The sequence below is a fragment of the Lelliottia sp. CFBP8978 genome (assembly GCF_034046055.2).
In the GTDB taxonomy this organism is placed as follows: domain Bacteria; phylum Pseudomonadota; class Gammaproteobacteria; order Enterobacterales; family Enterobacteriaceae; genus Enterobacter.
Window position 1 is genome coordinate 4,196,240 of sequence record NZ_CM188253.1, and the last position, 23,877, is coordinate 4,220,116.

Here is a 23,877-nt window from a genome sequence, read left to right on the forward strand (position 1 = left end):
ACCCGTTACTCATGATCCGAATCAAGGCGACGACGGCTGATAATTCGCAGCAAACGCCACATCACCCACGCCAGCAGCACGACGCTGATAGCCGCAAACACCGCCAGCAGAACCGGATGGTTTGCCAGCGCGTACCACATGCGCTCGAACCACGGCAGATGACCGACGTAGTAAACGTCGCCGACGCGCAGACTGTTGACGCCAGACTCACGGATCACGGATACCGACCCGAACATCGCCGCGCGTTTGCCGCTGTCGTTCATCGCGTTATTCAGCAATTCGTAGCCGCGTGGGCTGTCCGCCAGCAGAGCAATCACGCTGCGCTGGTCATTGTAAGGAGACTGGAAGCCGACAATGGCAGCCATCGGGCCTTGTGAGCTGATAGAGGTTTGTACGCTGGGTTCGCGATCCGCTTTATCCGGCATGATGCTCGGGAAAGTGGTCTGGCGCAGCGGCGTGTTAACCCATGACTCGGTTGCCTTCACCAGCAGATCGATGCGTTTATCATCTTTCAGCTTATCGGGAATATTACCAATCACCATGATATCGGCGTCTTTGCCCTGAATCTGGCTGCCATCGTCCGTTAACGTGACGTTAATAGCCGGTAAGCCTGTTTGCGATCCCACGGACGCCATGGCATCCAGCAGCGTTGCCACCTGGCCTTCATCAGGTGTTTTTGGCATCACAACAATCGTTTCAGACAGGTCGGCCATACGACTGAACGGGAAGCTGGCATTCGCAAACGCGCGCAGATCCGGCAGGGCGATAAAGTGGTAATACTTCGAGAAGTCGATGGTCGAATCGTCACCGATCACCACATGGTTCTGCACCGGCTGGAAGGTAATACAGTTATCCACCGAGCCGCCCGGCATCGGGTTCATGTACTGGAAATCGAAGCGCAACTGGTTTACCGCACCCAGTTTCAGCGCCGGAATAGAAACGTCGGTTTTCCCGTCCAGTAACCCCTGCAGGACCGGCAGGCGCAGCAACAGCTTGTTAGTGTCCTGGCTGCTGGTAAGGGCAAAGGACTGCAGGAACTGGTTGTTCAGGCTGATATCCATCCGCGAACTGTCTTTTGTTGGCGGCGCGGTATAGCGGTAGTTCAGGTTGATATCGATCCCGTTACTGCGCAGCAGATACAGATCCGGCGGCAGATTCAGCGGCACATTGATGGCTGACGGCTCAAGCCCCGTGGACTGAAGCTGCTCTTCATAGGTTTTCAGTTCACCAAAGGTGACGGCACGATCGGTGCGGATCCAGTTTGGCGCGTCATACGGTTTACGCGCCAGTAATGGCTTCACCTCTCCGACGGCAACGCTGTTGCCACGGAACAACACATTCCCCAGCGCAATGCCTTTTGCCGCTTGCACCAGATCTTTGTCGTCGCGACCGAATACCACTAACAGCTTCACATACGGTTTATCCGGATGATTGACCATTTCGACGGTCGGCCCTTTCACCTCCGGGTGGTCGCGCAGGAAGGCAGGACGCTTCTCGTTGGTGGCAAAGACAATGGCGTTTCTGTCCGGCAGCTTATCGAACAGAACCGGGAAACTCTGCCCACGCCAGCCAGATCGCGAACCAAACCAGGAGGCGACGATCGTTGCCGCCTGCTGCTGCGCGATATCCGGCGAACCGGCAAACACAATCGGCAGATTCAGCTCACGGCCATCACGCGGATCAAAGAACGGTACCGGGAATGCAGAGAGGTCGTTTTTCACCGCCAGCGTCTGGTAGGTCATGCTCAGCGAGGAGCTACGGCTGACATCCATCCACAGCGTACTGCTGGCCGGGTTTTCACATACGTCGCGATAGTGGCCGACAAATTCCAGACGCACGCGGTTAAAGTCGGTGATGAAAAGCGGATTGATCGGCACCTGCGCGAGGGTTTTCTTGCCCAATTGCTCTTTGGTCACCGGCAGGACGCCCATCAACTCGTCGTTGAGATAGACCTTCAGCTGTGACTGTACCGGTAGCAATGACGGCGATGGCGTGTATTCAAGGTTCAGCATCGCGTTCGACACTACTTCATCGCTACGCATACCAAATTCGACGCCGCCGTTGGGGTTGATCCCGCGCAGAATCATGCTCCCCGGAGGCGGAGCGATCTGCGCAAAGGTCAATTTCACATCACGTGACGGGGCATCATCCGCAACAATCGGGGCATTCGCCCCTTTCACACCCGGCATCACCTGCCCGACCGCTTGTGCTCCTGTCGGTGTCGCCGGAAGCGTGTTGCTCTCGGTGGGCTGATTTGGCATCACGTTTTCGGTTTGCGTGGGCGCCGCGGTGGCAACCGGATCGGTTGCTTGCGCGACGACAGGCACCGTTGGCGCAGGCGTTTGAGCCGTGTTTTCAGGCGCGGCTTGAACCATCATTGCGGGCAGCGCACTCATCCCAACCGCCACAGCACACATCCAGGAAAGTTTTCTTTTCATCGCGTTATCATCATTGTTGAGCCATAACCGGGTCCGGCTGTTGTTTCGTCTCATCCCGCTCGGCACGACGAGGGATGAACGATACGATCCAGGAAACCAGCGAGGTAAGTGACCGGAAAATTATTTTCACTGACGGCGGAGCAAATTCTGCAAGGTGGCGATAGCCACGGAACCCCAACTTCAGAATATCCAGCAGACTTTCCAGTGGTTTATCTTCCGGGAAGCTGTCCTGCCAGAGCGCCCACGTATCCGCGCGGGCAAACGTACACTGCACAAAATCAATATGTTGTTTCCTGGTGAGCGGCATCAGCTGCAGCCCAACTTCATCCCCCGACACGCGCACAACCTGCGTCGGGAAGACATATTCCTGCTGGCCTCGTTTGAGCAGTAACTTCACCTTTTGCCCTTCCAGTACTTTGGCCTGACCGTTGATCTTGATACCCAGGCCACCGTCGGAGAAGTCGTGGACGGTACAGGAGAAGAGATGTCCATCCTCACGCGCAATCGCGGCTGGCATGGATATTTCGACGCGATGCGCCCGGCGAACCTGCTTGCTTTCGACCGACACGGCGACCGCGCCGCCGAGAATAATCAGGTTATAAAACACCCACGCCAGGCTGACGAAGACGGTCAACACTTCGTCTTCCGGGCCGTAGAAGTAGCGCCAAATCCCCACCAGCACGCCAAAGATATTCAGTAACACGAGGAAGATGTACGGACGCGAGATGACCCAATCGACATACTCTTCTTCCACCAGCCCACCTTTGGCGGTGACGTTAAATTTGCCTTTATGCGGGTTAATCAGCGCCACCAGCGTAGGCGGTGCGATATACCAGGCCAGCACCGTTTCGTAGATTTCACTCCAGAACGAATGGCGATATTTGCCCTGAATCTTCGAGTTGGTCAGGCTGGCGTGGATCATGTGCGGCAACACGAAGAGCGCGATCATCAGCGCCGGGGCAAAGATGATGTACGCATGCAGCAACAGGAAGGCCAGCGGTGCCGTCAGGAAGATCAGCCGCGGAATACCGGACAGGAAATGGAACATCGCGTTCAGATAACACAATCGCTGCGCCATTTTCAGCCCTTTACCGAACAAAGGGTTGTCGAGGCGGAAGATCTGAACCATCCCGCGCGCCCAGCGAATACGCTGACCGATGTGCGCCGATAAGGACTCGGTCGCCAGACCAGCCGCCTGCGGAATGCGCATATAGGCCGAAGTATATCCACGACGGTGTAGTCGCAGAGAGGTGTGCGCATCTTCGGTGACCGTTTCCACCGCGATGCCGCCAATTTCATCCAGCGGTTTACGGCGGATGACCGCGCAAGAGCCGCAGAAAAAGGTGGCGTCCCACATGTCATTTCCGTCCTGCACCAGCCCGTAGAACAGGGTGCCTTCGTTTGGCGTTTTACGAAAACGCCCGAGATTGCGCTCGAAGGGATCCGGAGAGAAGAAGTGGTGCGGCGTCTGCATCATCGCCAGCTGTTTTTCTTTGAGGAACCAGCCCATGGTCATCTGCAGGAAAGAGCGGGTAGGCACATGGTCACAGTCAAATATGGAGACGAATTCACCCGTCGCATACTTCAGCGCATTATTGATATTCCCTGCTTTCGCATGTTCGTGGGTGGTACGCGCGATGTATTTCACCCCAACGCTTTGGGCAAACTGATGAAACTCCTCGCGCCCGCCATCGTCCAGAATCCAGATATTGAGCTTATCTTTTGGCCAGTCGATGCCCAGCGAAGCATAAATGGTGTTTTTCACCACGCTCAAATCTTCGTTGTAGGTCGGGACGAAAATGTCCACCGTCGGCCACTGGCTGGTGTCTTTTGGCAGCGGAACGGGCTGACGGTTGAGCGGCCAAACCACCTGGAAATAACCCAGTACCAGCACCACCCACGCATAGGTTTCGGCGAACAGCAGAATCAGGCCGCAGGTCAGACTCACCGGATCATCCCAGTTGAGCGTAGAGGTGTAGCGCCACCAGATATACCGACAGGAGACGGTTAACGACAGCACAATCAGCATCAGTGCGGAGAATCGCCCAGGAATACGCCGCACCAGCAGGGCGACGCCCCACAGCAGCATCAGGAAGATGAACTGCGCCAGTGGGTTGAACGGCTGGGTAATACACACCAGTGCCAATATGAGCGAGAAAACAACAATGATTCCCAAAATAAAACGCCGCAGTCCCGGATGGAGATGGCCCAACTCTTTATGAGATTCCAGGTGACTGGTTTGATCGCTGACCCGCCCGGGCAGATTTTCCAGCCATTGATGATAGCGGCCACGTAGATTCCTGAAACGGCCAAAACCGCGCCAGCGCGGTTCTGTTCTTTTCTGCTTAGCGGCGGTAACGATCAGCCATATCGCCTGAATAGCATAACGTGCGGGATCCAAAGGCCGGGGTCGGTCGGGATTCAGATGCGGATAGAGTTCGCTATGGCGCGCGCGGATGCGCTGCCAGCGCGGGTGTTCGAGCGGAATAAACATCCACGCGAGGATCATCCAGAAACAGCCCAGCGCGGCGCTAAAAGCAGATGCCCCGTGACGGCGATAATGGCGATATCGCTCGCTTAAGCGCGCGTTTACCGGCGGAATGAGTAACCAGGTGGAAAGGCGGCTCATGGATGGCTCCCGGCAGGCTCCGGACGTCCGGTGTAGTGCAGCAGGCACCAGTTCGCCAGCGTGAGGATCTCCTCCGCCGCCAGCGAATCGCTGCGGTATTCACCCAGAGGTTGTTTAGAGGCCAGACATTCGGCTAACGCTTCATCGCGGTGAACCACCATCGGCAGCAACCGGCGCTGGCTTTGCAGCCAGACCTGATACAGGTCGTCCTGAATTTGACTGTTGAGACGTAAATCGTTAATCAGAATATGCGCCCCGGCAGGCAAAGCCTGTTGATGGAGGCGAATATGGCAGTTGGCATCCGCGTTAACGATAGTCAGAGTGTGATCGCAATGTTCAATGAGCTGGCGGGTGAGCGGTGAAAAGCCGCTCGGCAGATCGAGCAAAATCCATTGGTAATGGCTTTTTTCCTGCAATAACTGCAGCGCATCCGCGAAATAGCCCAGCGTACCAAATCGTACATGCAGCGATTCCTGTTCGCTGGCGGTCAGTTGACCAAAGGGCAAAATATCGAGCTGCGAAGTATAGCGTTGCGCGGAATCACGCCAGTCCCGACCATCGAGAAGCGCGCGTGCCCAGCCTTCGGAGCAGTCATAATCAACGTTGAACGACATGCGAAGCAAATTATCGGGACAGGCATCTATCACCAGTACCGATTCACCGAGCAATTGTAATGACCATCCCAGCGCTGCTGTTATTGACGTGGTGCCAACACCGCCACGGATGCCCTGTAGTCCTAGTATGGCCATCAATGGCTCCCTTATTGTTGACGGGCAAACTCAGCTAATAAAGGCCAGCGTTTAATCGCTGCCGCCAACTGTTCGCGCTGGGAAATATCGGTGTAATCTATTTCAGGCAATGAGAAAGCCTGGCTCAACGCCAAAAAGTCGTTCTGGAATGTGTACCCCAGACTGGAATCAACCGGAGTTCCTGGTTCGTTATTATGCATTTTGGTTTCATTCCTTTAATAAATCTAAACGAACGACAGACGTAGCGAGGCTTCCTGCCTGCGAAAATTCATTCATATGCTAAATCTGATGCGCTTTAATTTCAATGTTAGGTTTATTTCTGTGCTTTCGCTAGTAAACTGAGATACAGGTAAATTAGTCGCAAAGAGGGACATCGTGAACCCCATATTTTCAATTGGTATCCAGTCATTATGGGATGAATTGCGTCACATGCCAGCCGGCGGAGTCTGGTGGATCAACACCGATCGCAATGATGATGCCATAAGTCTGGTAAATCAGACAATTGCAGCCCAGGCAAAAGACGCAAAGGTTGCGGTTGTCACCATGGGTGATGATCCTAAAAAAATCATTAGACTTATTGATGATCAAGGGCCTGATAAAGTTCGCTTATTTTCCATGCCCAATGAGGAAAATGGACTATACTTTTTGCCCCGTGATATTCAATGCAGCATCGATCTGCGACATTATTTAGTGGTGCTAAAATGCGCAAATAACGCATGGCAAAATATTGCGATTGAAAATTTGCAACGCTGGCTCGAAAAAACCAATAAATGGGCGCGAGCGCAAAATTGTACGCTGCTGGTTGTTAACCCTGGTATTAATAATGATAAGCAGTTCTCATTTTTAATGAGCGAATATCGTTCCCTCTTTGGTCTTGCCAGTATCCGCTACCAGGCCGACAGCCATCTTTACGATATCGCTTTCTGGTGCAATGAAAAAGGCGTCAGTGCGCGACAGCAGCTCTCGCTCAGGCATATTGACGACGAGTGGCATTTAGCGCATCAGGAAGAAACGGTGGTTCAGCCGCGCAACGATGAAAAAAGGATCCTGAGCCACGTCGCAGTATTAGAAGGCGCCCCTGCCCTTTCTGAATATTGGTCTTTGTTTGATACCAACGAAAGTTTGTTTAATGAAGCTCGCACGACGCAAGCCGCCACGCTTGTTTTTTCGCTCACCCAGAATAATCAAATTGAAGCCATTGCCCGGCAGATCCATACCCTGCGCCGTCAGCGCGGTAGCGCATTGAAGATAGTGGTTCGCGAGAATACCACCAGTCTGCGCGCCACGGATGAACGTCTGCTGCTGGGATGCGGGGCAAATATGGTGATTCCCTGGAACGCACCGCTCTCCCGCTGCCTGACGCTGATAGAGAGCATCCAGGGCCAACAGTTTAATCGTCATGTGCCTGAGGACATTTCCACTTTGCTCTCCATGACCCAACCGATGAAACTGCGCGGCTTCCAGAAATGGGATACCTTCTGCGAGGCGGTCGGCAATATGATGAACAACACGCTGTTACCGGAAAATGGTAAAGGGGTGATGGTCGCGTTACGGCCGGTTCCGGGAATACGTATCGAACAGGCGCTGACGTTATGCCGTCCGAACCGGACCGGGGATATCATGACTATTGGCGATAATCGGCTGGTGCTGTTTTTATCATTCTGCCGGGTTAACGATCTCGATACCGCCCTTAACCACATCTTCCCGTTACCGACGGGCGATATTTTCTCTAACCGTATGGTCTGGTTTGAAGACAACCTGATCAGCGCTGAAATCGTGCAGATGCGGATGCTCGAACCCGAACAATGGGGCAAACCGCTGCTGAAGGCGAGCGATGCAAAACCGGTGCTTAACGCCACTCACGACGGGCATACCTGGCGCCGGGTGCCGGAGCCGCTTCGTTTACTGAGTGATGCCGAGGAGAGAGCGTCATCATGAATAATAGCGATATCATTCAGCTGGTGATCCTGTGTGCGATTATCTTCTTCCCGCTTGGCTACTATGCGCGCCATTCATTACGCCGTACCCGCGATACGGTGAGATTGCTGTTTGCAAAACCTCGCTACGTTAAACCAGCCGGAACATTGAAACGGGCTTCACACGTCAAGGCAAACCGAAAACATGACTAATTCTACCTATACCGCCTCAGCCCCTTCGCCACTTTGGCAATACTGGCGCGGCCTTTCCGGCTGGAACTTCTATTTTCTGGTGAAATTTGGTCTGCTCTGGGCGGGCTACCTGAATTTCCATCCGCTGCTCAACCTGGTGTTTATGGCATTTTTGTTGATGCCCATTCCCAACGTGAAACTGCACCGTCTGCGCCACTGGGCGGCGTTGCCGATCGGTTTTGCGCTGTTCTGGCATGATACCTGGCTGCCTGGCCCGGAAAGCATGATGAGCCAGGGCTCGCAGGTGGCGGGCTTTAGCAGCGGCTATCTTCTCGATCTCACCGAGCGGTTTATTAACTGGCAGATGATCGGGGCAATTTTCGTATTGCTGATTGCGTGGCTTTTCCTGTCACAATGGATTCGTGTGACGGTGTTTGTGGTGGCCATTATGATTTGGCTGAACGTACTCACGCTGGCTGGCCCAAGTTTCTCCCTGTGGCCTGCGGGTCAACCGACCGATACCGTAACGACTACCGGGGGCACAGCGGCACCGACTGTCGCAACGGCGGGAGCCACGACCGTCATTGGCGATATTCCGGCGCAGACCGCGCCACCGACCACCACCAATCTCAATGCCTGGCTGTCGAGCTTCTATAACGCAGAAGATAAGCGCCAGACGAAATTCCCGGCTGCGCTCCCTGCCGATGCGCAGCCCTTTGAACTGCTGGTGATTAACATCTGTTCCCTCTCATGGGCCGACGTCGATGCCGCCGGATTGATGTCGCATCCGCTGTGGTCGCATTTTGATATTCAGTTCAAAGATTTCAACTCGGCCACCTCATACAGTGGCCCGGCGGCGATCCGTTTGCTGCGCGCCAGCTGTGGTCAGCCGTCGCATAAGAATCTGTACCAGCCGGCGGGTAATCAGTGCTATCTGTTCGATAACCTTGAAAAACTGGGCTTCACTCAGCACCTGATGCTCGGCCACAACGGCATCTTTGGCGGCTTCCTGAAAGAAGTCCGTGAAAATGGCGGGATGCATGCGCCGCTGATGGACCAGACCGGTCTGCCGGTTCCGCTGCTGGGCTTCGACGGCTCGCCGGTCTATGACGACACCGCGGTGTTGCAACGCTGGCTGCAAACGGTCGGCAAAGAGGACAATTCGCGCAGCGCAACGTTCTATAATACGTTGCCGCTGCACGACGGTAACCACTACCCGGGAGTGAGTAAAACGGCGGATTACAAAGTCCGGGCGCAGAAATTCTTCGATGAACTGGATGCCTTCTTCACCGAGCTTGAGAAGTCGGGCCGGAGAGTGATGGTGGTGGTTGTGCCTGAACACGGTGGCGCGCTGAAAGGAGACAGAATGCAGGTTTCTGGTCTGCGCGATATTCCAAGCCCGTCGATCACCAACGTCCCGGCTGGCATCAAATTCTTCGGCATGAAAACGCCGCATCAGGGTGCGCCTGTCGAAATCACCCAGCCAAGCAGCTATCTGGCGATTTCCGAACTGGTGGCTCGCGCAGTGGACGGTAAGTTGTTTGTTGAAGACAGTGTGAACTGGAATCAGCTCACCAGCGGTCTTCCGCAGACGGCAGAAGTCTCAGAGAATGCGAATGCGGTAGTGATTCAGTACCAGGATAAGCCGTATGTTCGCCTGAACGGCGGGGATTGGGTGCCGTATCCGCAGTAACGGTTTCATCGATACATTGCCTTCCCTCTTCCACTGGAGGAGGGAAGGCACATGCGGCTTTAGCGGTTATTCTGTCAATCTTACGTTCCAGATTTCTGTGAAATCACTGAAAAGGTGAACGTATCCGAGAGGACTACAGCAACGTAGCCCTCTGCCTGGCGCTTTAAATTATTCGGCACTTCGTAGCGAAATCTCACCGCCAACCCATGGCTTCAGAATGCCATCTTGCTCCAGCATGAGCGCACCTTGTGCGTTAATACCGCGTGAAATCCCGAAAATTTCCTTATCACCAATAATCAGTTTCACCGGACGATTAATAAAGTTGTCCAGCTTCTCCCACCGGGGCAGGAAAGGTGTAAGTCCTTCCTGCTCGAAGAGCATCAGCGAGTCGCGTAGTTCTTTAATCAAACGAACGGCGAGCGTATTACGATCGATAGTGACGCCCGCTTCCTGCAGGGTGATCCAGCCCTGATTAATGATATCCGGCTGTACCTGACGCATAACCATATTGAGACCTGCACCGATCACGATTTGCGCTGCATCGCCGGTTTTACCGGTTAGTTCGACTAAGATGCCAGCCAGTTTACGATCCTTGAGATAGAGATCGTTCGGCCATTTTACGCGAACGTGATTTGCGCCGAGATCGTGGAGAACTTCAGCCATGACGATACCGATCACCAGGCTTAAACCGATCGCGGCAGCGGGCCCTTGCTCAAGCCTCCAGAACATCGAGAGATAGAGATTTGCGCCAAAAGGGGAAAACCATTTACGACCGCGGCGTCCACGCCCCGCCTGCTGATACTCAGCAACGCAACAATCCCCAGAGTGGAGCTCCGGAATACGATCTAACAAATACTGATTCGTGGAGTCGATTACGGGCAACACCGTCACTTTTCCCTGGTTAAGCTGACCGCAAATCACCTCTTCATCCAGTAACTGAATGGGTTCTGGCAGGCTGTAGCCTTTTCCCGGTACGGTAAAAACATCAACACCCCAGTCGCGCAGCGTCTGGATGTGTTTATTAATCGCCGCACGACTCATACCCAGGCGTTCACCCAGCTGTTCGCCAGAGTGAAATTCGCCGTCAGCAAGAATACTAATCAGGGTTAATGGAACGGTGTTATCTTTCACGCAATCGTCTCCACGGCGTTTACTTCACCAGTACGACCGATAAAGCGGACCTCTGGCTCAAGCCAGACATTAAATTTATCGCCCACGCGCTGGCGGACATGATGTGCCAGATTGACCACATCTTCACTGGTCGCATTGTTTTCGTTAATTAATACCAGTGCCTGCTGGCGATGAACCGCAGCGCCCCCTTTCACTGTCCCTTTCAGCTGACATTGATCGATAAGCCAGCCAGCAGCCAGTTTGACGTTGCCATCAGCCTGCGGATAATGCGGTGCGTTTGGCCATTCTGCGAGCAGCGTTGTTGCCGTCTCGCGGCTCACCACCGGGTTTTTGAAGAAACTACCGGCGTTGCCATTCACTTTGGGGTCGGGGAGTTTGGTCATCCGCATGTGACATACTGCGTCGAAAACTTCACGCGCTGTCACCGTTTGGGGATCAAGCCGGATCAAATCACCGTATGTGAGGATCGGTTGCCACTGTTTTGCCAGACGCAGACCCACTGCAACGATGACGTAGCGATCCTGATATTCATGTTTGAAGATACTGTCACGATAGCCAAAACGGCATTGTTCCGCTGTCAGTCGACTGGGTTTGCCGCTCGCCAGCTCGATACAATCGACATACTCACAAACGTTTTTTAATTCAATGCCATAGGCACCGATATTTTGAATCGGGGACGATCCTGCACAACCGGGAATGAGTGCCAGATTTTCTAGTCCAGCCATCCCTTTCTCAAGAGTGAATTGCACCAGCCCGTGCCAGCTCTCACCTGCGCCAATGTGCAAATGCCAGCTGTCGTCTGTCTCACTGATATCTTTACCCATAATGCGGTTAATAATGACCGTGCCCGCAAAATCATCAAGGAAAAGAACGTTACTTCCCTCGCCGAGAATCAGGACGGGCTCATTATTTTCAGTGGCGTTTTTCCACGCATCAAGCAGTTGCTGAGTATTTTCAGCACGTACGATGTGATTAGCATTGCGTTGAATGCCAAAGGTATTCCAGGGCTTAAGGGTGTGATTCATAGACGCTATCCTGATGCAAAATCGGAGATAGTTTACCGTATATGTAGGGCGATAGGGGATTAGTTTGGCATCTGTGCAGAGAGATCTTATAAATGACAAAAACGCAAAAAGGCCATCCTTTCGGATGGCCTTTTCACTTAATTAATGCCTGGCAGTTCCCTACTCTCACATGGGGAGACCCCACACTACCATCGGCGCTACGGCGTTTCACTTCTGAGTTCGGCATGGGGTCAGGTGGGACCACCGCGCTAAAGCCGCCAGGCAAATTCTGTTACCGACACGCTTCTCCGCGCGTCAGTTAATCTGTATCAAGCTGAATATCGTCTCTTTCGCCAAAACATCTTCGGCGTTGTAAGGTTAAGCCTCACGGTTCATTAGTATCGGTTAGCTCAATGCATCGCTGCACTTACACACCCGACCTATCAACGTCGTAGTCTTCAACGTTCCTTCAGGACTCTTAAAGAGTCAGGGAGAACTCATCTCGGGGCAAGTTTCGTGCTTAGATGCTTTCAGCACTTATCTTTTCCGCATTTAGCTACCGGGCAATGCCATTGGCATGACAACCCGAACACCAGTGATGCGTCCACTCCGGTCCTCTCGTACTAGGAGCAGCCCCCCTCAATTCTCCAGCGCCCACGGCAGATAGGGACCGAACTGTCTCACGACGTTCTAAACCCAGCTCGCGTACCACTTTAAACGGCGAACAGCCGTACCCTTGGGACCTACTTCAGCCCCAGGATGTGATGAGCCGACATCGAGGTGCCAAACACCGCCGTCGATATGAACTCTTGGGCGGTATCAGCCTGTTATCCCCGGAGTACCTTTTATCCGTTGAGCGATGGCCCTTCCATTCAGAACCACCGGATCACTATGACCTGCTTTCGCACCTGCTCGAGCCGTCACTCTCGCAGTCAAGCTAGCTTATGCCATTGCACTAACCTCCTGATGTCCGACCAGGATTAGCTAACCTTCGTGCTCCTCCGTTACTCTTTAGGAGGAGACCGCCCCAGTCAAACTACCCACCAGACACTGTCCGCAACCCGGATTACGGGTCTACGTTAGAACACCAGCCATTAAAGGGTGGTATTTCAAGGTTGGCTCCACGCAGACTGGCGTCCACGCTTCAAAGCCTCCCACCTATCCTACACATCAAGGACCAGTGTTCAGTGTCAAGCTATAGTAAAGGTTCACGGGGTCTTTCCGTCTTGCCGCGGGTACACTGCATCTTCACAGCGAGTTCAATTTCACTGAGTCTCGGGTGGAGACAGCCTGGCCATCATTACGCCATTCGTGCAGGTCGGAACTTACCCGACAAGGAATTTCGCTACCTTAGGACCGTTATAGTTACGGCCGCCGTTTACCGGGGCTTCGATCAAGAGCTTCGCCTTGCGGCTAACCCCATCAATTAACCTTCCGGCACCGGGCAGGCGTCACACCGTATACGTCCACTTTCGTGTTTGCACAGTGCTGTGTTTTTAATAAACAGTTGCAGCCAGCTGGTATCTTCGACTGGTTTCAGCTCCGTCCGCAGGGACTTCACCTACACACCAGCGTGCCTTCTCCCGAAGTTACGGCACCATTTTGCCTAGTTCCTTCACCCGAGTTCTCTCAAGCGCCTTGGTATTCTCTACCTGACCACCTGTGTCGGTTTGGGGTACGATTTGATGTTACCTGATGCTTAGAGGCTTTTCCTGGAAGCAGGGCATTTGTTACTTCAGCACCGTAGTGCCTCGTCATCACACCTCAGCGTTGGATAAGAGTCCGGATTTACCTAAACTCTCCGCCTACATGCTTAAACCGGGACAACCGTCGCCCGGCTAACATAGCCTTCTCCGTCCCCCCTTCGCAGTAACACCGAGTACAGGAATATTAACCTGTTTCCCATCGACTACGCCTTTCGGCCTCGCCTTAGGGGTCGACTCACCCTGCCCCGATTAACGTTGGACAGGAACCCTTGGTCTTCCGGCGAGCGGGCTTTTCACCCGCTTTATCGTTACTTATGTCAGCATTCGCACTTCTGATACCTCCAGCAAACCTCACAGTTCACCTTCAACGGCTTACAGAACGCTCCCCTACCCAACAACGCCTAAGCGTCGCTGCCGCAGCTTCGGTGCATGGTTTAGCCCCGTTACATCTTCCGCGCAGGCCGACTCGACCAGTGAGCTATTACGCTTTCTTTAAATGATGGCTGCTTCTAAGCCAACATCCTGGCTGTCTGTGCCTTCCCACATCGTTTCCCACTTAACCATGACTTTGGGACCTTAGCTGGCGGTCTGGGTTGTTTCCCTCTTCACGACGGACGTTAGCACCCGCCGTGTGTCTCCCGTGATAACATTCTTCGGTATTCGTAGTTTGCATCGGGTTGGTAAGCCGGGATGGCCCCCTAGCCGAAACAGTGCTCTACCCCCGAAGATGAGTTCACGAGGCGCTACCTAAATAGCTTTCGGGGAGAACCAGCTATCTCCCGGTTTGATTGGCCTTTCACCCCCAGCCACAAGTCATCCGCTAATTTTTCAACATTAGTCGGTTCGGTCCTCCAGTTAGTGTTACCCAACCTTCAACCTGCCCATGGCTAGATCACCGGGTTTCGGGTCTATACCCTGCAACTTAACGCCCAGTTAAGACTCGGTTTCCCTTCGGCTCCCCTATACGGTTAACCTTGCTACAGAATATAAGTCGCTGACCCATTATACAAAAGGTACGCAGTCACCTAACAAGTAGGCTCCCACTGCTTGTACGTACACGGTTTCAGGTTCTTTTTCACTCCCCTCGCCGGGGTTCTTTTCGCCTTTCCCTCACGGTACTGGTTCACTATCGGTCAGTCAGGAGTATTTAGCCTTGGAGGATGGTCCCCCCATATTCAGACAGGATACCACGTGTCCCGCCCTACTCTTCGAGTTCACAACGCGTGCATTTTTGTGTACGGGACTATCACCCTGTACCGTCGGACTTTCCAGACCGTTCCACTAACACGCGCGCTGATTCAGACTCTGGGCTCCTCCCCGTTCGCTCGCCGCTACTGGGGGAATCTCGGTTGATTTCTTTTCCTCGGGGTACTTAGATGTTTCAGTTCCCCCGGTTCGCCTCATGCCACTATGTATTCATGACATGATAGTGTGTCGAAACACACTGGGTTTCCCCATTCGGGTATCGCCGGGTCAAAGGTTCATATCACCTCGCCGACGCTTATCGCAGATTAGCACGCCCTTCATCGCCTCTGACTGCCAGGGCATCCACCGTGTACGCTTAGTCGCTTAACCTCACAACCCGAAGATGTTTCGTAAAACATCGTCGTGTTGCGAAAATTTGAGAGACTCGAACACACCGCCTGTCTGTTCTTATTACGGAGAACAGACACAGTGTGTCGTTTCAATTTTCAGCTTGATCCAGATTTTTAAAGAGCAAAACTTCGCAGTGAACCTTTTCAGGTACACTCTGAAGTTTTCTTGTTTTCAGCAGTAAAAGGATGGTGGAGCTATGCGGGATCGAACCGCAGACCTCCTGCGTGCAAGGCAGGCGCTCTCCCAGCTGAGCTATAACCCCATCGCAAAGACTAAATCTCATTACCGGTAATTTAGACTGAGACAAGGCGTGGAATGACGAAGCATACTGAAGTATGCGAGTCTTTTCACAACGCAGTATCAGGATAAATTTGGTAGGCCTGAGTGGACTTGAACCACCGACCTCACCCTTATCAGGGGTGCGCTCTAACCACCTGAGCTACAAGCCTGCAGAGATTTTTTACTGCTTATTTTTCATCAGACAATCTGTGTGAGCACTACAAAGGCAGGTTCTTTCAGGTAAGGAGGTGATCCAACCGCAGGTTCCCCTACGGTTACCTTGTTACGACTTCACCCCAGTCATGAATCACAAAGTGGTAAGCGCCCTCCCGAAGGTTAAGCTACCTACTTCTTTTGCAACCCACTCCCATGGTGTGACGGGCGGTGTGTACAAGGCCCGGGAACGTATTCACCGTAGCATTCTGATCTACGATTACTAGCGATTCCGACTTCATGGAGTCGAGTTGCAGACTCCAATCCGGACTACGACGCACTTTATGAGGTCCGCTTGCTCTCGCGAGGTCGCTTCTCTTTGTATGCGCCATTGTAGCACGTGTGTAGCCCTACTCGTAAGGGCCATGATGACTTGACGTCATCCCCACCTTCCTCCAGTTTATCACTGGCAGTCTCCTTTGAGTTCCCGGCCGAACCGCTGGCAACAAAGGATAAGGGTTGCGCTCGTTGCGGGACTTAACCCAACATTTCACAACACGAGCTGACGACAGCCATGCAGCACCTGTCTCACGGTTCCCGAAGGCACTAAAGCATCTCTGCTAAATTCCGTGGATGTCAAGAGTAGGTAAGGTTCTTCGCGTTGCATCGAATTAAACCACATGCTCCACCGCTTGTGCGGGCCCCCGTCAATTCATTTGAGTTTTAACCTTGCGGCCGTACTCCCCAGGCGGTCGACTTAACGCGTTAGCTCCGGAAGCCACTCCTCAAGGGAACAACCTCCAAGTCGACATCGTTTACGGCGTGGACTACCAGGGTATCTAATCCTGTTTGCTCCCCACGCTTTCGCACCTGAGCGTCAGTCTTTGTCCAGGGGGCCGCCTTCGCCACCGGTATTCCTCCAGATCTCTACGCATTTCACCGCTACACCTGGAATTCTACCCCCCTCTACAAGACTCTAGCCTGCCAGTTTCGAATGCAGTTCCCAGGTTGAGCCCGGGGATTTCACATCCGACTTGACAGACCGCCTGCGTGCGCTTTACGCCCAGTAATTCCGATTAACGCTTGCACCCTCCGTATTACCGCGGCTGCTGGCACGGAGTTAGCCGGTGCTTCTTCTGCGAGTAACGTCAATCACTGTGGTTATTAACCACAATGCCTTCCTCCTCGCTGAAAGTACTTTACAACCCGAAGGCCTTCTTCATACACGCGGCATGGCTGCATCAGGCTTGCGCCCATTGTGCAATATTCCCCACTGCTGCCTCCCGTAGGAGTCTGGACCGTGTCTCAGTTCCAGTGTGGCTGGTCATCCTCTCAGACCAGCTAGGGATCGTCGCCTAGGTGAGCCGTTACCCCACCTACTAGCTAATCCCATCTGGGCACATCTGATGGCAAGAGGCCCGAAGGTCCCCCTCTTTGGTCTTGCGACGTTATGCGGTATTAGCTACCGTTTCCAGTAGTTATCCCCCTCCATCAGGCAGTTTCCCAGACATTACTCACCCGTCCGCCGCTCGTCACCCGAGAGCAAGCTCTCTGTGCTACCGCTCGACTTGCATGTGTTAGGCCTGCCGCCAGCGTTCAATCTGAGCCATGATCAAACTCTTCAATTTAAGTTTGATGCTCGTGAATTAAACTTCGTAATGAATTACGTATGTTCACTCAGAGACTTGGGTATTCATTTAGCGTCTTTCGACGTTTAGAATCCATGTCACTTTGAGTGCCCACACAGATTGTCTGATAAATTGTTAAAGAGCAGTGCAACGCGGCTTTCGCTCACCGTTGCGAGGTCCCGTATAATACGTTTTCCTCATTCAGAGTCAAGCGTTTATTTTCGCTTTTCTCTGTCGGCGTTCATCGCTGAACCCCTTCTGCCCCGGCGGCTTGCTTGCCGTTGTTCCGTGTCAGTGGAGGCGCATTATAGGGAGTTCTCTGACGGTGACAAGTATAAATTTCAAAAAAGTTTTCGTTCGCTTATTTTTCAAACTTTACGTTTATTAAATCCGCGAATCGCCCGTTAATTGCGCGATTTCTCGTGCAAAACCGGCCACCTGAGCCCAGTCGGTATAGACCACTTCTTTACGGGTATCCGTTTCTCCGCCCGTAATCTTCATAATTAAGCGAATCATAAAGCGGTCAAACCAGCGATAGCGTGGATAACGCAGGGCTCCCGCGAAGACGGCGCACAGTGCCGGCTGCCAGGGAGAGTTCAGCAAAAACTTGCGCGTATAGCTGTTCGTCTGCGGCGTGCGCTTCTCTGGCTTACGCGCCACCAGGTTCACGGAAAAGAATGCACCGGGCAGACTATTCAGCGTAGCCATATGCTTTTTCACAAAGCGGTCGAGCGCCGGATGGAAATGACCGTAACGTATAGAAGCACCAATCACCACGCGATCGTAATCCTGCCAGGTAATCTCTTCAGTACGATTGAGATTCACCACATCGGCATAAATGCCCTGCTCTTTTAATTCAGAGGCCAGATAAGAGGCAATCTCACGTGTCTGTCCGTCACGCGTGGAGAATAAAATTAAAGTCTTCACCAGATACGTCCTTACTCACGCCAGAATGTTGGGGTAAACAGCACCAGCAGCGTAAAGACCTCAAGACGCCCAAACAGCATGTTGGCAATTAAGATCCACTTCGCTACCGGATTCATGCTGGCGAAGTTATCCGCCACCACCCCAAGCCCCGGCCCAAGGTTATTGAGCGTTGCGACAACAGAAGCAAACGCCGAGAAATCATCAACGCCAGTGGCAATGATCGCCAGCATACTGACGATAAAGACCAGTGCGTAGGCCGAAAAGAAACCCCACACAGCTTCAAGAATACGTTCCGGCAGCGCACGGTTGCCAAGCTTAATGCTGTAAACCGCATTCGGGTGTACCAGACGTTTCAGTTCACGGTTGCCCTGCTTGAACAGCAGCAGAATACGGATCACCTTCAATCCCCCACCCGTTGACCCTGCGCAGCCGCCGATAAATGCAGAGCACAACAACAGTACTGGCAGGAATAACGGCCAGCGGGCGATGCTGTCAGTGGTAAACCCTGCCGTCGTCGCCATGGACACTACCTGGAAGAAAGCCTGATTGACGGTCGTCACTGCCGAGCTGTAAACATCGTGGAGCCATAACACCGACGTGCAGACCACCACCAGCGTCAGCTGCACCCCAATAAACATTCTGAACTCAGGGTCACGCCAGTAAACCTTCAGACTACGTCCGCTTAATAAAGAGAAGTGCAGACCATAGTTACAACCGGAAATCAGCAGGAAGACGGCAATAATGGTGTTAATGGTTGGGCTATCAAAGTAACCCACACTGGCATCATGCGTTGAGAAACCGCCGATCGCGATCGTCGAGAAGCTGTGCCCAATCGCATCAAACGCGGGCATCCCGGCAAACCACAATGCCAGCGCGCAGGCGACTGTCAGCAACACATAGATGAACCAGAGCGTTTTTGCCGTCTCAGCGATACGCGGGCGCATCTTGTTGTCTTTCAGAGGACCCGGCATCTCCGCCCGGTAGAGCTGCATCCCACCGACGCCCAGTATAGGCAGAATCGCGACGGCCAGGACGATGATCCCCATACCGCCGAACCACTGCAACATTTGGCGATAAAAGAGGATCGCATGCGGTAAAGAGTCCAGCCCCACCAGCGTTGTCGCTCCGGTGGTTGTTAATCCGGAGAAGGATTCAAAGAAGGCATCGGTGATAGTCAGGTTCGGCTGTTCAGCAAAGATAAACGGCAGTGCCCCCACGCTCCCCAGCACGGTCCAGAACAGGACGACAATCAGAAATCCCTCACGAGACTTTAGCTCCCCTTTCTCACGGCGGTTTGGCCACCACAGTATCGAGCCGATCACCAGCGCAGCGAAAAAGGTCTGCGTAAACGCACGCCCCGCGCCGTCCCGATAGATAAGCGCTACCAGCCCGGGGAGAATCATCGTCCCGGAAAAGAGTATGACCAGCAGTCCAACGATTCGGGTTATGGCACGAAAATGCATCTCTGCCGTTTCCTTTGGTATTCAAAAAGTAAGGTGGGGATTATTCTTCAATCGGCAGTAATTGCAACGCACCGCGACTAAAATCAGCCAGTTTTGCTGAAAAAGCCGCCAGTTCCGCCTGAGGAAGCGCCACTCGCAATTGCACCGTCGCCTGATAATCGCTGTGGACAATGACGCCGTTAAACTGTTTCAGCAGCGATTCAATACCGGACAACTGAGCGTAATCACACAGCAAAGTATATTCGGTGAGTGGCGTTTTGCGGAGAGTGGTAAGCAGATTGAGCGCCTGCTGGACTCCCCCACCGTAGGCTTTCACCAGCCCACCGGTTCCTAATAATATGCCGCCGTAGTAACGAACCACGACGGCCGTGATTTCACCCACGCCACTTCCCATCAACTGAGAGAGCATCGGTTTACCCGCCGTTCCCGCGGGCTCACCATCGTCAGAAAACCCTAACTGTTGCGAATCATTCGGGGCTCCCGCAACCCAGGCCACGCAGTGATGGCGGGCATCGGGATGATCGCTCCGAACCGATTCGACAAACGCTTTAGCCGCCTCCACGCCGTCGGTATGCGCCAACAGCGTGATAAAGCGGCTTTTCTTGATTTCCTCAACGAAGATGACCGGCGCAGCCGGTATCAGCCAGCTGTCCATCACGCCAGTTTTTGATCTCGCGTCATGTTCTCAATGCTGTTTTCGTGAATCACCACGTTATCTTCAATACGGATGCCACCATACGGCTTCAGCGCTTCGATTTTTTGCCAGTTGAAGTGCTTGCTGAACTGCCCTTCACGCCATGGCTGCAGCAGAGAATCAATAAAGTAAATTCCCGGCTCAATGGTCAGAACCATACGCGGTTGCAGCACGCGCGTGCAGCGCAGGTAAGGATATTTGGACGGTGCGGCCAAATGCGTGCCGGTATCATCCTGCATAAAGCCAGCCACATCGTGGACCTGCAGACCCAGAGGATGACCGATACCGTGCGGCATAAATGGCCCGGTCAGATCGTTTTCGACCATCGCTTCTTCACTCATGTCCGTCACAATCTGATGCTTACGCAGCAGCTTCGCGATGCGCTGATGGAACTGAATGTGATAATCGACGTAGCTTGTACCGGCTTTCAGGGTGCTGATCAATGACAGTTGTTCGTCATTCACGTCTTTAATCAGCTGCGCAAAATCCGTATCGGCATTCGCCGCCCAGGTACGGGTCAAATCGGCGGCATAACCGTTGTATTCAGCGCCAGCATCCAGCAGGAAACTGCGCATCTCGGCCGGTACGCGGTGATCCAGCTTTGTATAGTGCAGCACAGAGGCATGCTCATTCAGCGCCACAATATTGCTGTAAGGCACATCGGTATCGCGATGGCCGGTCGCGGTGAGGTAAGCCTGGTTAATATCAAACTCACTCATCCCGGACAGAAACGCTTCATGCGCAGCCTGATGGCCATTAACTGCCGTTTTTTGCGCTTCGCGCATGCAGGAAAGTTCATAGTCGGTCTTATATGAACGGTAGTAATGCAGATAATCAATCACGCCTTTCGGGTTGATGTTATCCGCTGGAATATCCAGACCCCGCGCCCGTTCCGGCACCGGGCCGATATACCCGATATTGCCACGCGTAGCAGGCAACTGGCTGCCAATGCCATCGGCTTTCGGCAGAGCAATAACATCCACTTCTTCCGTCCAGAAGCTCGTCGGCAGCGGTTCAACGTTGTGCCAGTAATCGACCGGCAGATAGAACCACAGTTTCGGCTTGTTCACGCCATCCACCAGCAGCCAGCAGTTGGGAACCTGCGTCACCGGCACCCACGCTTTAAACTGCGGATTTACCTTGAAAGGATACGGATGGTCATCCAGGAAGACATTCACCAGCTCGCCGGAGTGGATAAGCAGCGCATCGAGTTTAAAGCGCGCCAGCACATCACGAGTACGTTCCTGTAAAGTAACAATATGATTCTTATAAAGTGCAGCCAGTGAGTCCATCGTTATTCCTTTCGTTTTATTGACCTCGAATCTTCGCATCTTAGCACACCTGAATTCGACTGCGTGATTTCCACCGAGCGTGATCAATGCAGCAATTTCTTAATCATAAATTTGCATTTTATTAACATAAATCCCACACTCGGTTTCATCTGGTATGACCAGATCCAATTGCTGGATTCAGGAGACTGACATGCTCTACAAAGGCGACACCCTGTACGTAGACTGGCTGGAAGATGGCATCGCCGAACTGGTGTTCGATGCCCCCGGCTCAGTCAACAAGCTCGACACCGCGACGGTGGCCAGTCTTGGCCATGCGCTCGACGTCCTCGAAAAACAATCTGATTTGAAAGGGCTGCTGCTGCGCTCCGAAAAAGCCGCTTTTATTGTCGGCGCTGATATCACCGAATTCCTTTCATTATTCCAGGTGCCCGAAGAACAGCTCAGTCAATGGCTGCACTTTGCCAACAGCGTGTTCAACCGCCTGGAAGATCTGCCGGTTCCAACGGTTTCAGCCGTCAACGGCTACGCGCTGGGCGGCGGCTGCGAATGCGTGCTGGCGACGGACTATCGCCTTGCCACGCCGGATCTGCGTATCGGCCTGCCGGAAACCAGGCTCGGCATCATGCCGGGCTTTGGTGGTTCAGTGCGGATGCCACGTATGCTGGGCGCTGACAGTGCGCTGGAAATCATCGCGGCAGGTAAAGATGTTAGCGCGGAACAAGCCCTGAAAATCGGCCTGATTGACGGTATCGTGAAGCCGGAAAAACTGCGCGACGGTGCGATTAGTCTTCTGCGTCAGGCCATCAATGGCGATCTCGACTGGAAAGCCAAACGTCAGCCGAAGCTTGAGCCGCTGAAACTCAGCAAAATCGAAGCCACCATGAGCTTTACCATTGCCAAAGGCATGGTGATGCAGACCGCCGGAAAACACTATCCGGCACCGATCACCGCCGTCAAAACAATCGAAGCCGCTGCGCGCTTTGGTCGCGAAGAGGCGCTGAAATTAGAAAATCAAAGCTTTGTCCCTCTGGCACACACCAATGAAGCTCGCGCGCTGGTTGGCATTTTCCTTAACGATCAGTTCGTCAAAGGCAAAGCAAAACAGTTGACCAAAAACGTTGAGACGCCAAAACACGCGGCGGTGCTCGGCGCTGGCATTATGGGCGGTGGGATTGCCTATCAGTCCGCCTGGAAAGGCGTGCCGGTAGTGATGAAAGATATCAACGAGAAATCCCTGACGCTGGGCATGAACGAAGCGGCCAAACTGCTCAATAAACAGCTTGAGCGTGGCAAGATTGACGGTTTGAAACTGGCAGGCGTGATATCCACCATTCAGCCAACGCTGGAATATACCGGCTTTGATCGCGTGGACGTGGTGGTCGAAGCGGTTGTCGAAAACCCGAAAGTGAAAAAAGCGGTACTGGCGGAAACGGAAGAGAAAGTGCGCCCGGATACGGTTCTGGCGTCCAACACCTCGACCATTCCGATCGGCGAACTGGCAAGCGTCCTGAAGCGCCCGGAAAACTTCTGCGGCATGCACTTCTTTAACCCGGTGCATCGTATGCCGCTGGTCGAAGTGATTCGCGGGGAAAAAACCTCCGATGAAACCATCGCCAAAGTAGTGGCGTGGGCCAGCAAAATGGGCAAAACCCCGATTGTGGTGAACGACTGCCCGGGCTTCTTCGTCAACCGCGTGCTGTTCCCTTACTTTGCCGGATTTAGCCAGCTGCTGCGCGACGGCGCGGATTTCCGCAAAGTCGATAAAGTGATGGAAAAAGTATTTGGCTGGCCAATGGGCCCGGCGTATCTGCTGGACGTGGTCGGCATTGATACAGCGCACCACGCGCAGGCCGTAATGGCCGCTGGTTTCCCGCAGCGGATGCAGAAAGATTATCGCGACGCCATCGACGCGCTGTTCGACGCCAGTCGCTTTGGGCAGAAAAACGGCCTGGGCTTCTGGCGTTATAAAGAAGACAGCAAAGGCAAGCCGAAGAAAGAGGACGATGCTGCCGTTGAAGATCTGCTGGCTGGCGTTAGCCAGGCAAAACGTGATTTCAGCGACGAAGAGATAATCGCCCGCATGATGATCCCGATGGTCAACGAAGTGGTGCGTTGTCTGGAAGAAGGCATCATCGCCAGTCCCGCAGAAGCCGATATGGCGCTGGTCTACGGTCTCGGATTCCCTCCGTTCCACGGCGGCGCATTCCGCTGGCTCGATACGGTTGGCAGCGCGAAATATCTCGATATGGCTCAGCATTACCAGCACCTCGGGGCGCTGTATGAGGTCCCGGAAGGTCTGCGTCAGAAAGCACGCCATAACGAACCGTACTATCCACCAGTTGAGCCAGCCCGTCCGGTCGGCGAGCTGAAAACGGCTTAAGGAGTCA

At 53.5% G+C, this 23,877-nt stretch carries 14 protein-coding genes, 2 tRNA genes and 3 rRNA genes; 4 read left to right on the plus strand and 15 right to left on the minus strand.

The genetic code is table 11. The features are described from left to right. Window positions 1-5: 5 nt before the first annotated feature. Genes bcsB through bcsR form a run of 4 tightly spaced genes read right to left on the minus strand, consistent with a single transcriptional unit; the run spans window position 6 to window position 6,016 of the window. Complete coding sequence (bcsB, locus tag SOM82_RS19735) at window positions 6-2,438, minus strand: cellulose biosynthesis cyclic di-GMP-binding regulatory protein BcsB (protein WP_320461026.1); 2,433 nt, start codon at window positions 2,436-2,438, stop codon at window positions 6-8. 10 nt (window positions 2,439-2,448) lie between these two features. Continuing rightward, the gene (bcsA, locus tag SOM82_RS19740) at window positions 2,449-5,067 is read right to left on the minus strand and encodes a UDP-forming cellulose synthase catalytic subunit (protein ID WP_154128197.1); all 2,619 of its coding nucleotides are present in this window, start codon (window positions 5,065-5,067) and stop codon (window positions 2,449-2,451) included. Next, entirely contained in the window at window positions 5,064-5,816 is a 753-nt protein-coding gene (bcsQ, locus tag SOM82_RS19745; protein ID WP_320461027.1) for a cellulose biosynthesis protein BcsQ, read from the minus strand. Before bcsQ ends, bcsA begins: the two co-directional genes overlap by 4 nt. Before the next feature lie 11 nt (window positions 5,817-5,827). Beyond that, complete coding sequence (bcsR, locus tag SOM82_RS19750; protein WP_154128201.1) at window positions 5,828-6,016, minus strand: cellulose biosynthesis protein BcsR; 189 nt, start codon at window positions 6,014-6,016, stop codon at window positions 5,828-5,830. 175 nt (window positions 6,017-6,191) lie between these two features. Between bcsR and bcsE the strand changes: the two genes are divergently transcribed. The 3 genes from bcsE to bcsG are packed head-to-tail and all read left to right on the plus strand — an operon-like array spanning window position 6,192 to window position 9,617. Continuing rightward, window positions 6,192-7,754, plus strand: a complete 1,563-nt coding sequence (gene bcsE / locus SOM82_RS19755) for a cellulose biosynthesis c-di-GMP-binding protein BcsE (protein WP_320461028.1) — start codon at window positions 6,192-6,194, stop codon at window positions 7,752-7,754. Beyond that, on the plus strand, window positions 7,751-7,945 hold the full coding sequence (gene bcsF / locus SOM82_RS19760; RefSeq protein WP_123429835.1) for a cellulose biosynthesis protein BcsF: 195 nt from the start codon (window positions 7,751-7,753) through the stop codon (window positions 7,943-7,945). Before bcsE ends, bcsF begins: the two co-directional genes overlap by 4 nt. After that, entirely contained in the window at window positions 7,938-9,617 is a 1,680-nt protein-coding gene (gene bcsG, locus SOM82_RS19765) for a cellulose biosynthesis protein BcsG (protein ID WP_320461029.1), read from the plus strand. Before bcsF ends, bcsG begins: the two co-directional genes overlap by 8 nt. A gap of 168 nt (window positions 9,618-9,785) precedes the next feature. Here bcsG and birA read toward each other — a convergent pair whose 3' ends face one another. From birA to pepQ, 11 genes are all read right to left on the minus strand, one after another. Beyond that, complete coding sequence (gene birA / locus SOM82_RS19770) at window positions 9,786-10,748, minus strand: bifunctional biotin--[acetyl-CoA-carboxylase] ligase/biotin operon repressor BirA (protein ID WP_320461030.1); 963 nt, start codon at window positions 10,746-10,748, stop codon at window positions 9,786-9,788. Then, a complete protein-coding gene (gene murB, locus SOM82_RS19775) occupies window positions 10,745-11,773 on the minus strand; it encodes a UDP-N-acetylmuramate dehydrogenase (RefSeq protein WP_154128205.1) in 1,029 nt (342 codons plus the stop codon). The genes birA and murB overlap by 4 nt, the downstream gene beginning before the upstream one ends. Window positions 11,774-11,919: 146 nt before the next feature. Further along, a 5S ribosomal RNA gene (gene rrf / locus SOM82_RS19780) occupies window positions 11,920-12,035 on the minus strand. Window positions 12,036-12,126: 91 nt separating this feature from the next. Next, a 23S ribosomal RNA gene (locus SOM82_RS19785) occupies window positions 12,127-15,033 on the minus strand. A gap of 207 nt (window positions 15,034-15,240) precedes the next feature. Continuing rightward, window positions 15,241-15,316: transfer RNA gene (locus tag SOM82_RS19790), tRNA-Ala, on the minus strand. A gap of 110 nt (window positions 15,317-15,426) precedes the next feature. Beyond that, window positions 15,427-15,503, minus strand: a tRNA-Ile gene (locus tag SOM82_RS19795). A gap of 71 nt (window positions 15,504-15,574) precedes the next feature. Continuing rightward, a 16S ribosomal RNA gene (locus SOM82_RS19800) occupies window positions 15,575-17,114 on the minus strand. The 16S, 23S and 5S rRNA genes sit together here with 2 tRNA genes alongside, the layout of an rRNA operon. Before the next feature lie 384 nt (window positions 17,115-17,498). Then, window positions 17,499-18,041: a menaquinone-dependent protoporphyrinogen IX dehydrogenase gene (hemG, locus tag SOM82_RS19805; RefSeq protein ID WP_320461470.1), complete on the minus strand. Its 543-nt coding sequence runs from the start codon at window positions 18,039-18,041 to the stop codon at window positions 17,499-17,501. Window positions 18,042-18,052: 11 nt separating this feature from the next. Further along, entirely contained in the window at window positions 18,053-19,504 is a 1,452-nt protein-coding gene (gene trkH / locus SOM82_RS19810) for a Trk system potassium transporter TrkH (RefSeq protein ID WP_154128899.1), read from the minus strand. A 40-nt stretch (window positions 19,505-19,544) separates the two neighbouring features. Then, window positions 19,545-20,159, minus strand: coding sequence for an IMPACT family protein (locus tag SOM82_RS19815; RefSeq protein ID WP_154128958.1), 615 nt, complete (start codon window positions 20,157-20,159; stop codon window positions 19,545-19,547). Then, window positions 20,159-21,490: a Xaa-Pro dipeptidase gene (pepQ, locus tag SOM82_RS19820; protein ID WP_320461471.1), complete on the minus strand. Its 1,332-nt coding sequence runs from the start codon at window positions 21,488-21,490 to the stop codon at window positions 20,159-20,161. The genes SOM82_RS19815 and pepQ overlap by 1 nt, the downstream gene beginning before the upstream one ends. Before the next feature lie 190 nt (window positions 21,491-21,680). Here pepQ and fadB point away from each other — a divergent pair, with 190 nt between their 5' ends. Continuing rightward, window positions 21,681-23,870: a fatty acid oxidation complex subunit alpha FadB gene (fadB, locus tag SOM82_RS19825; protein ID WP_320461472.1), complete on the plus strand. Its 2,190-nt coding sequence runs from the start codon at window positions 21,681-21,683 to the stop codon at window positions 23,868-23,870. Window positions 23,871-23,877: the final 7 nt, after the last annotated feature.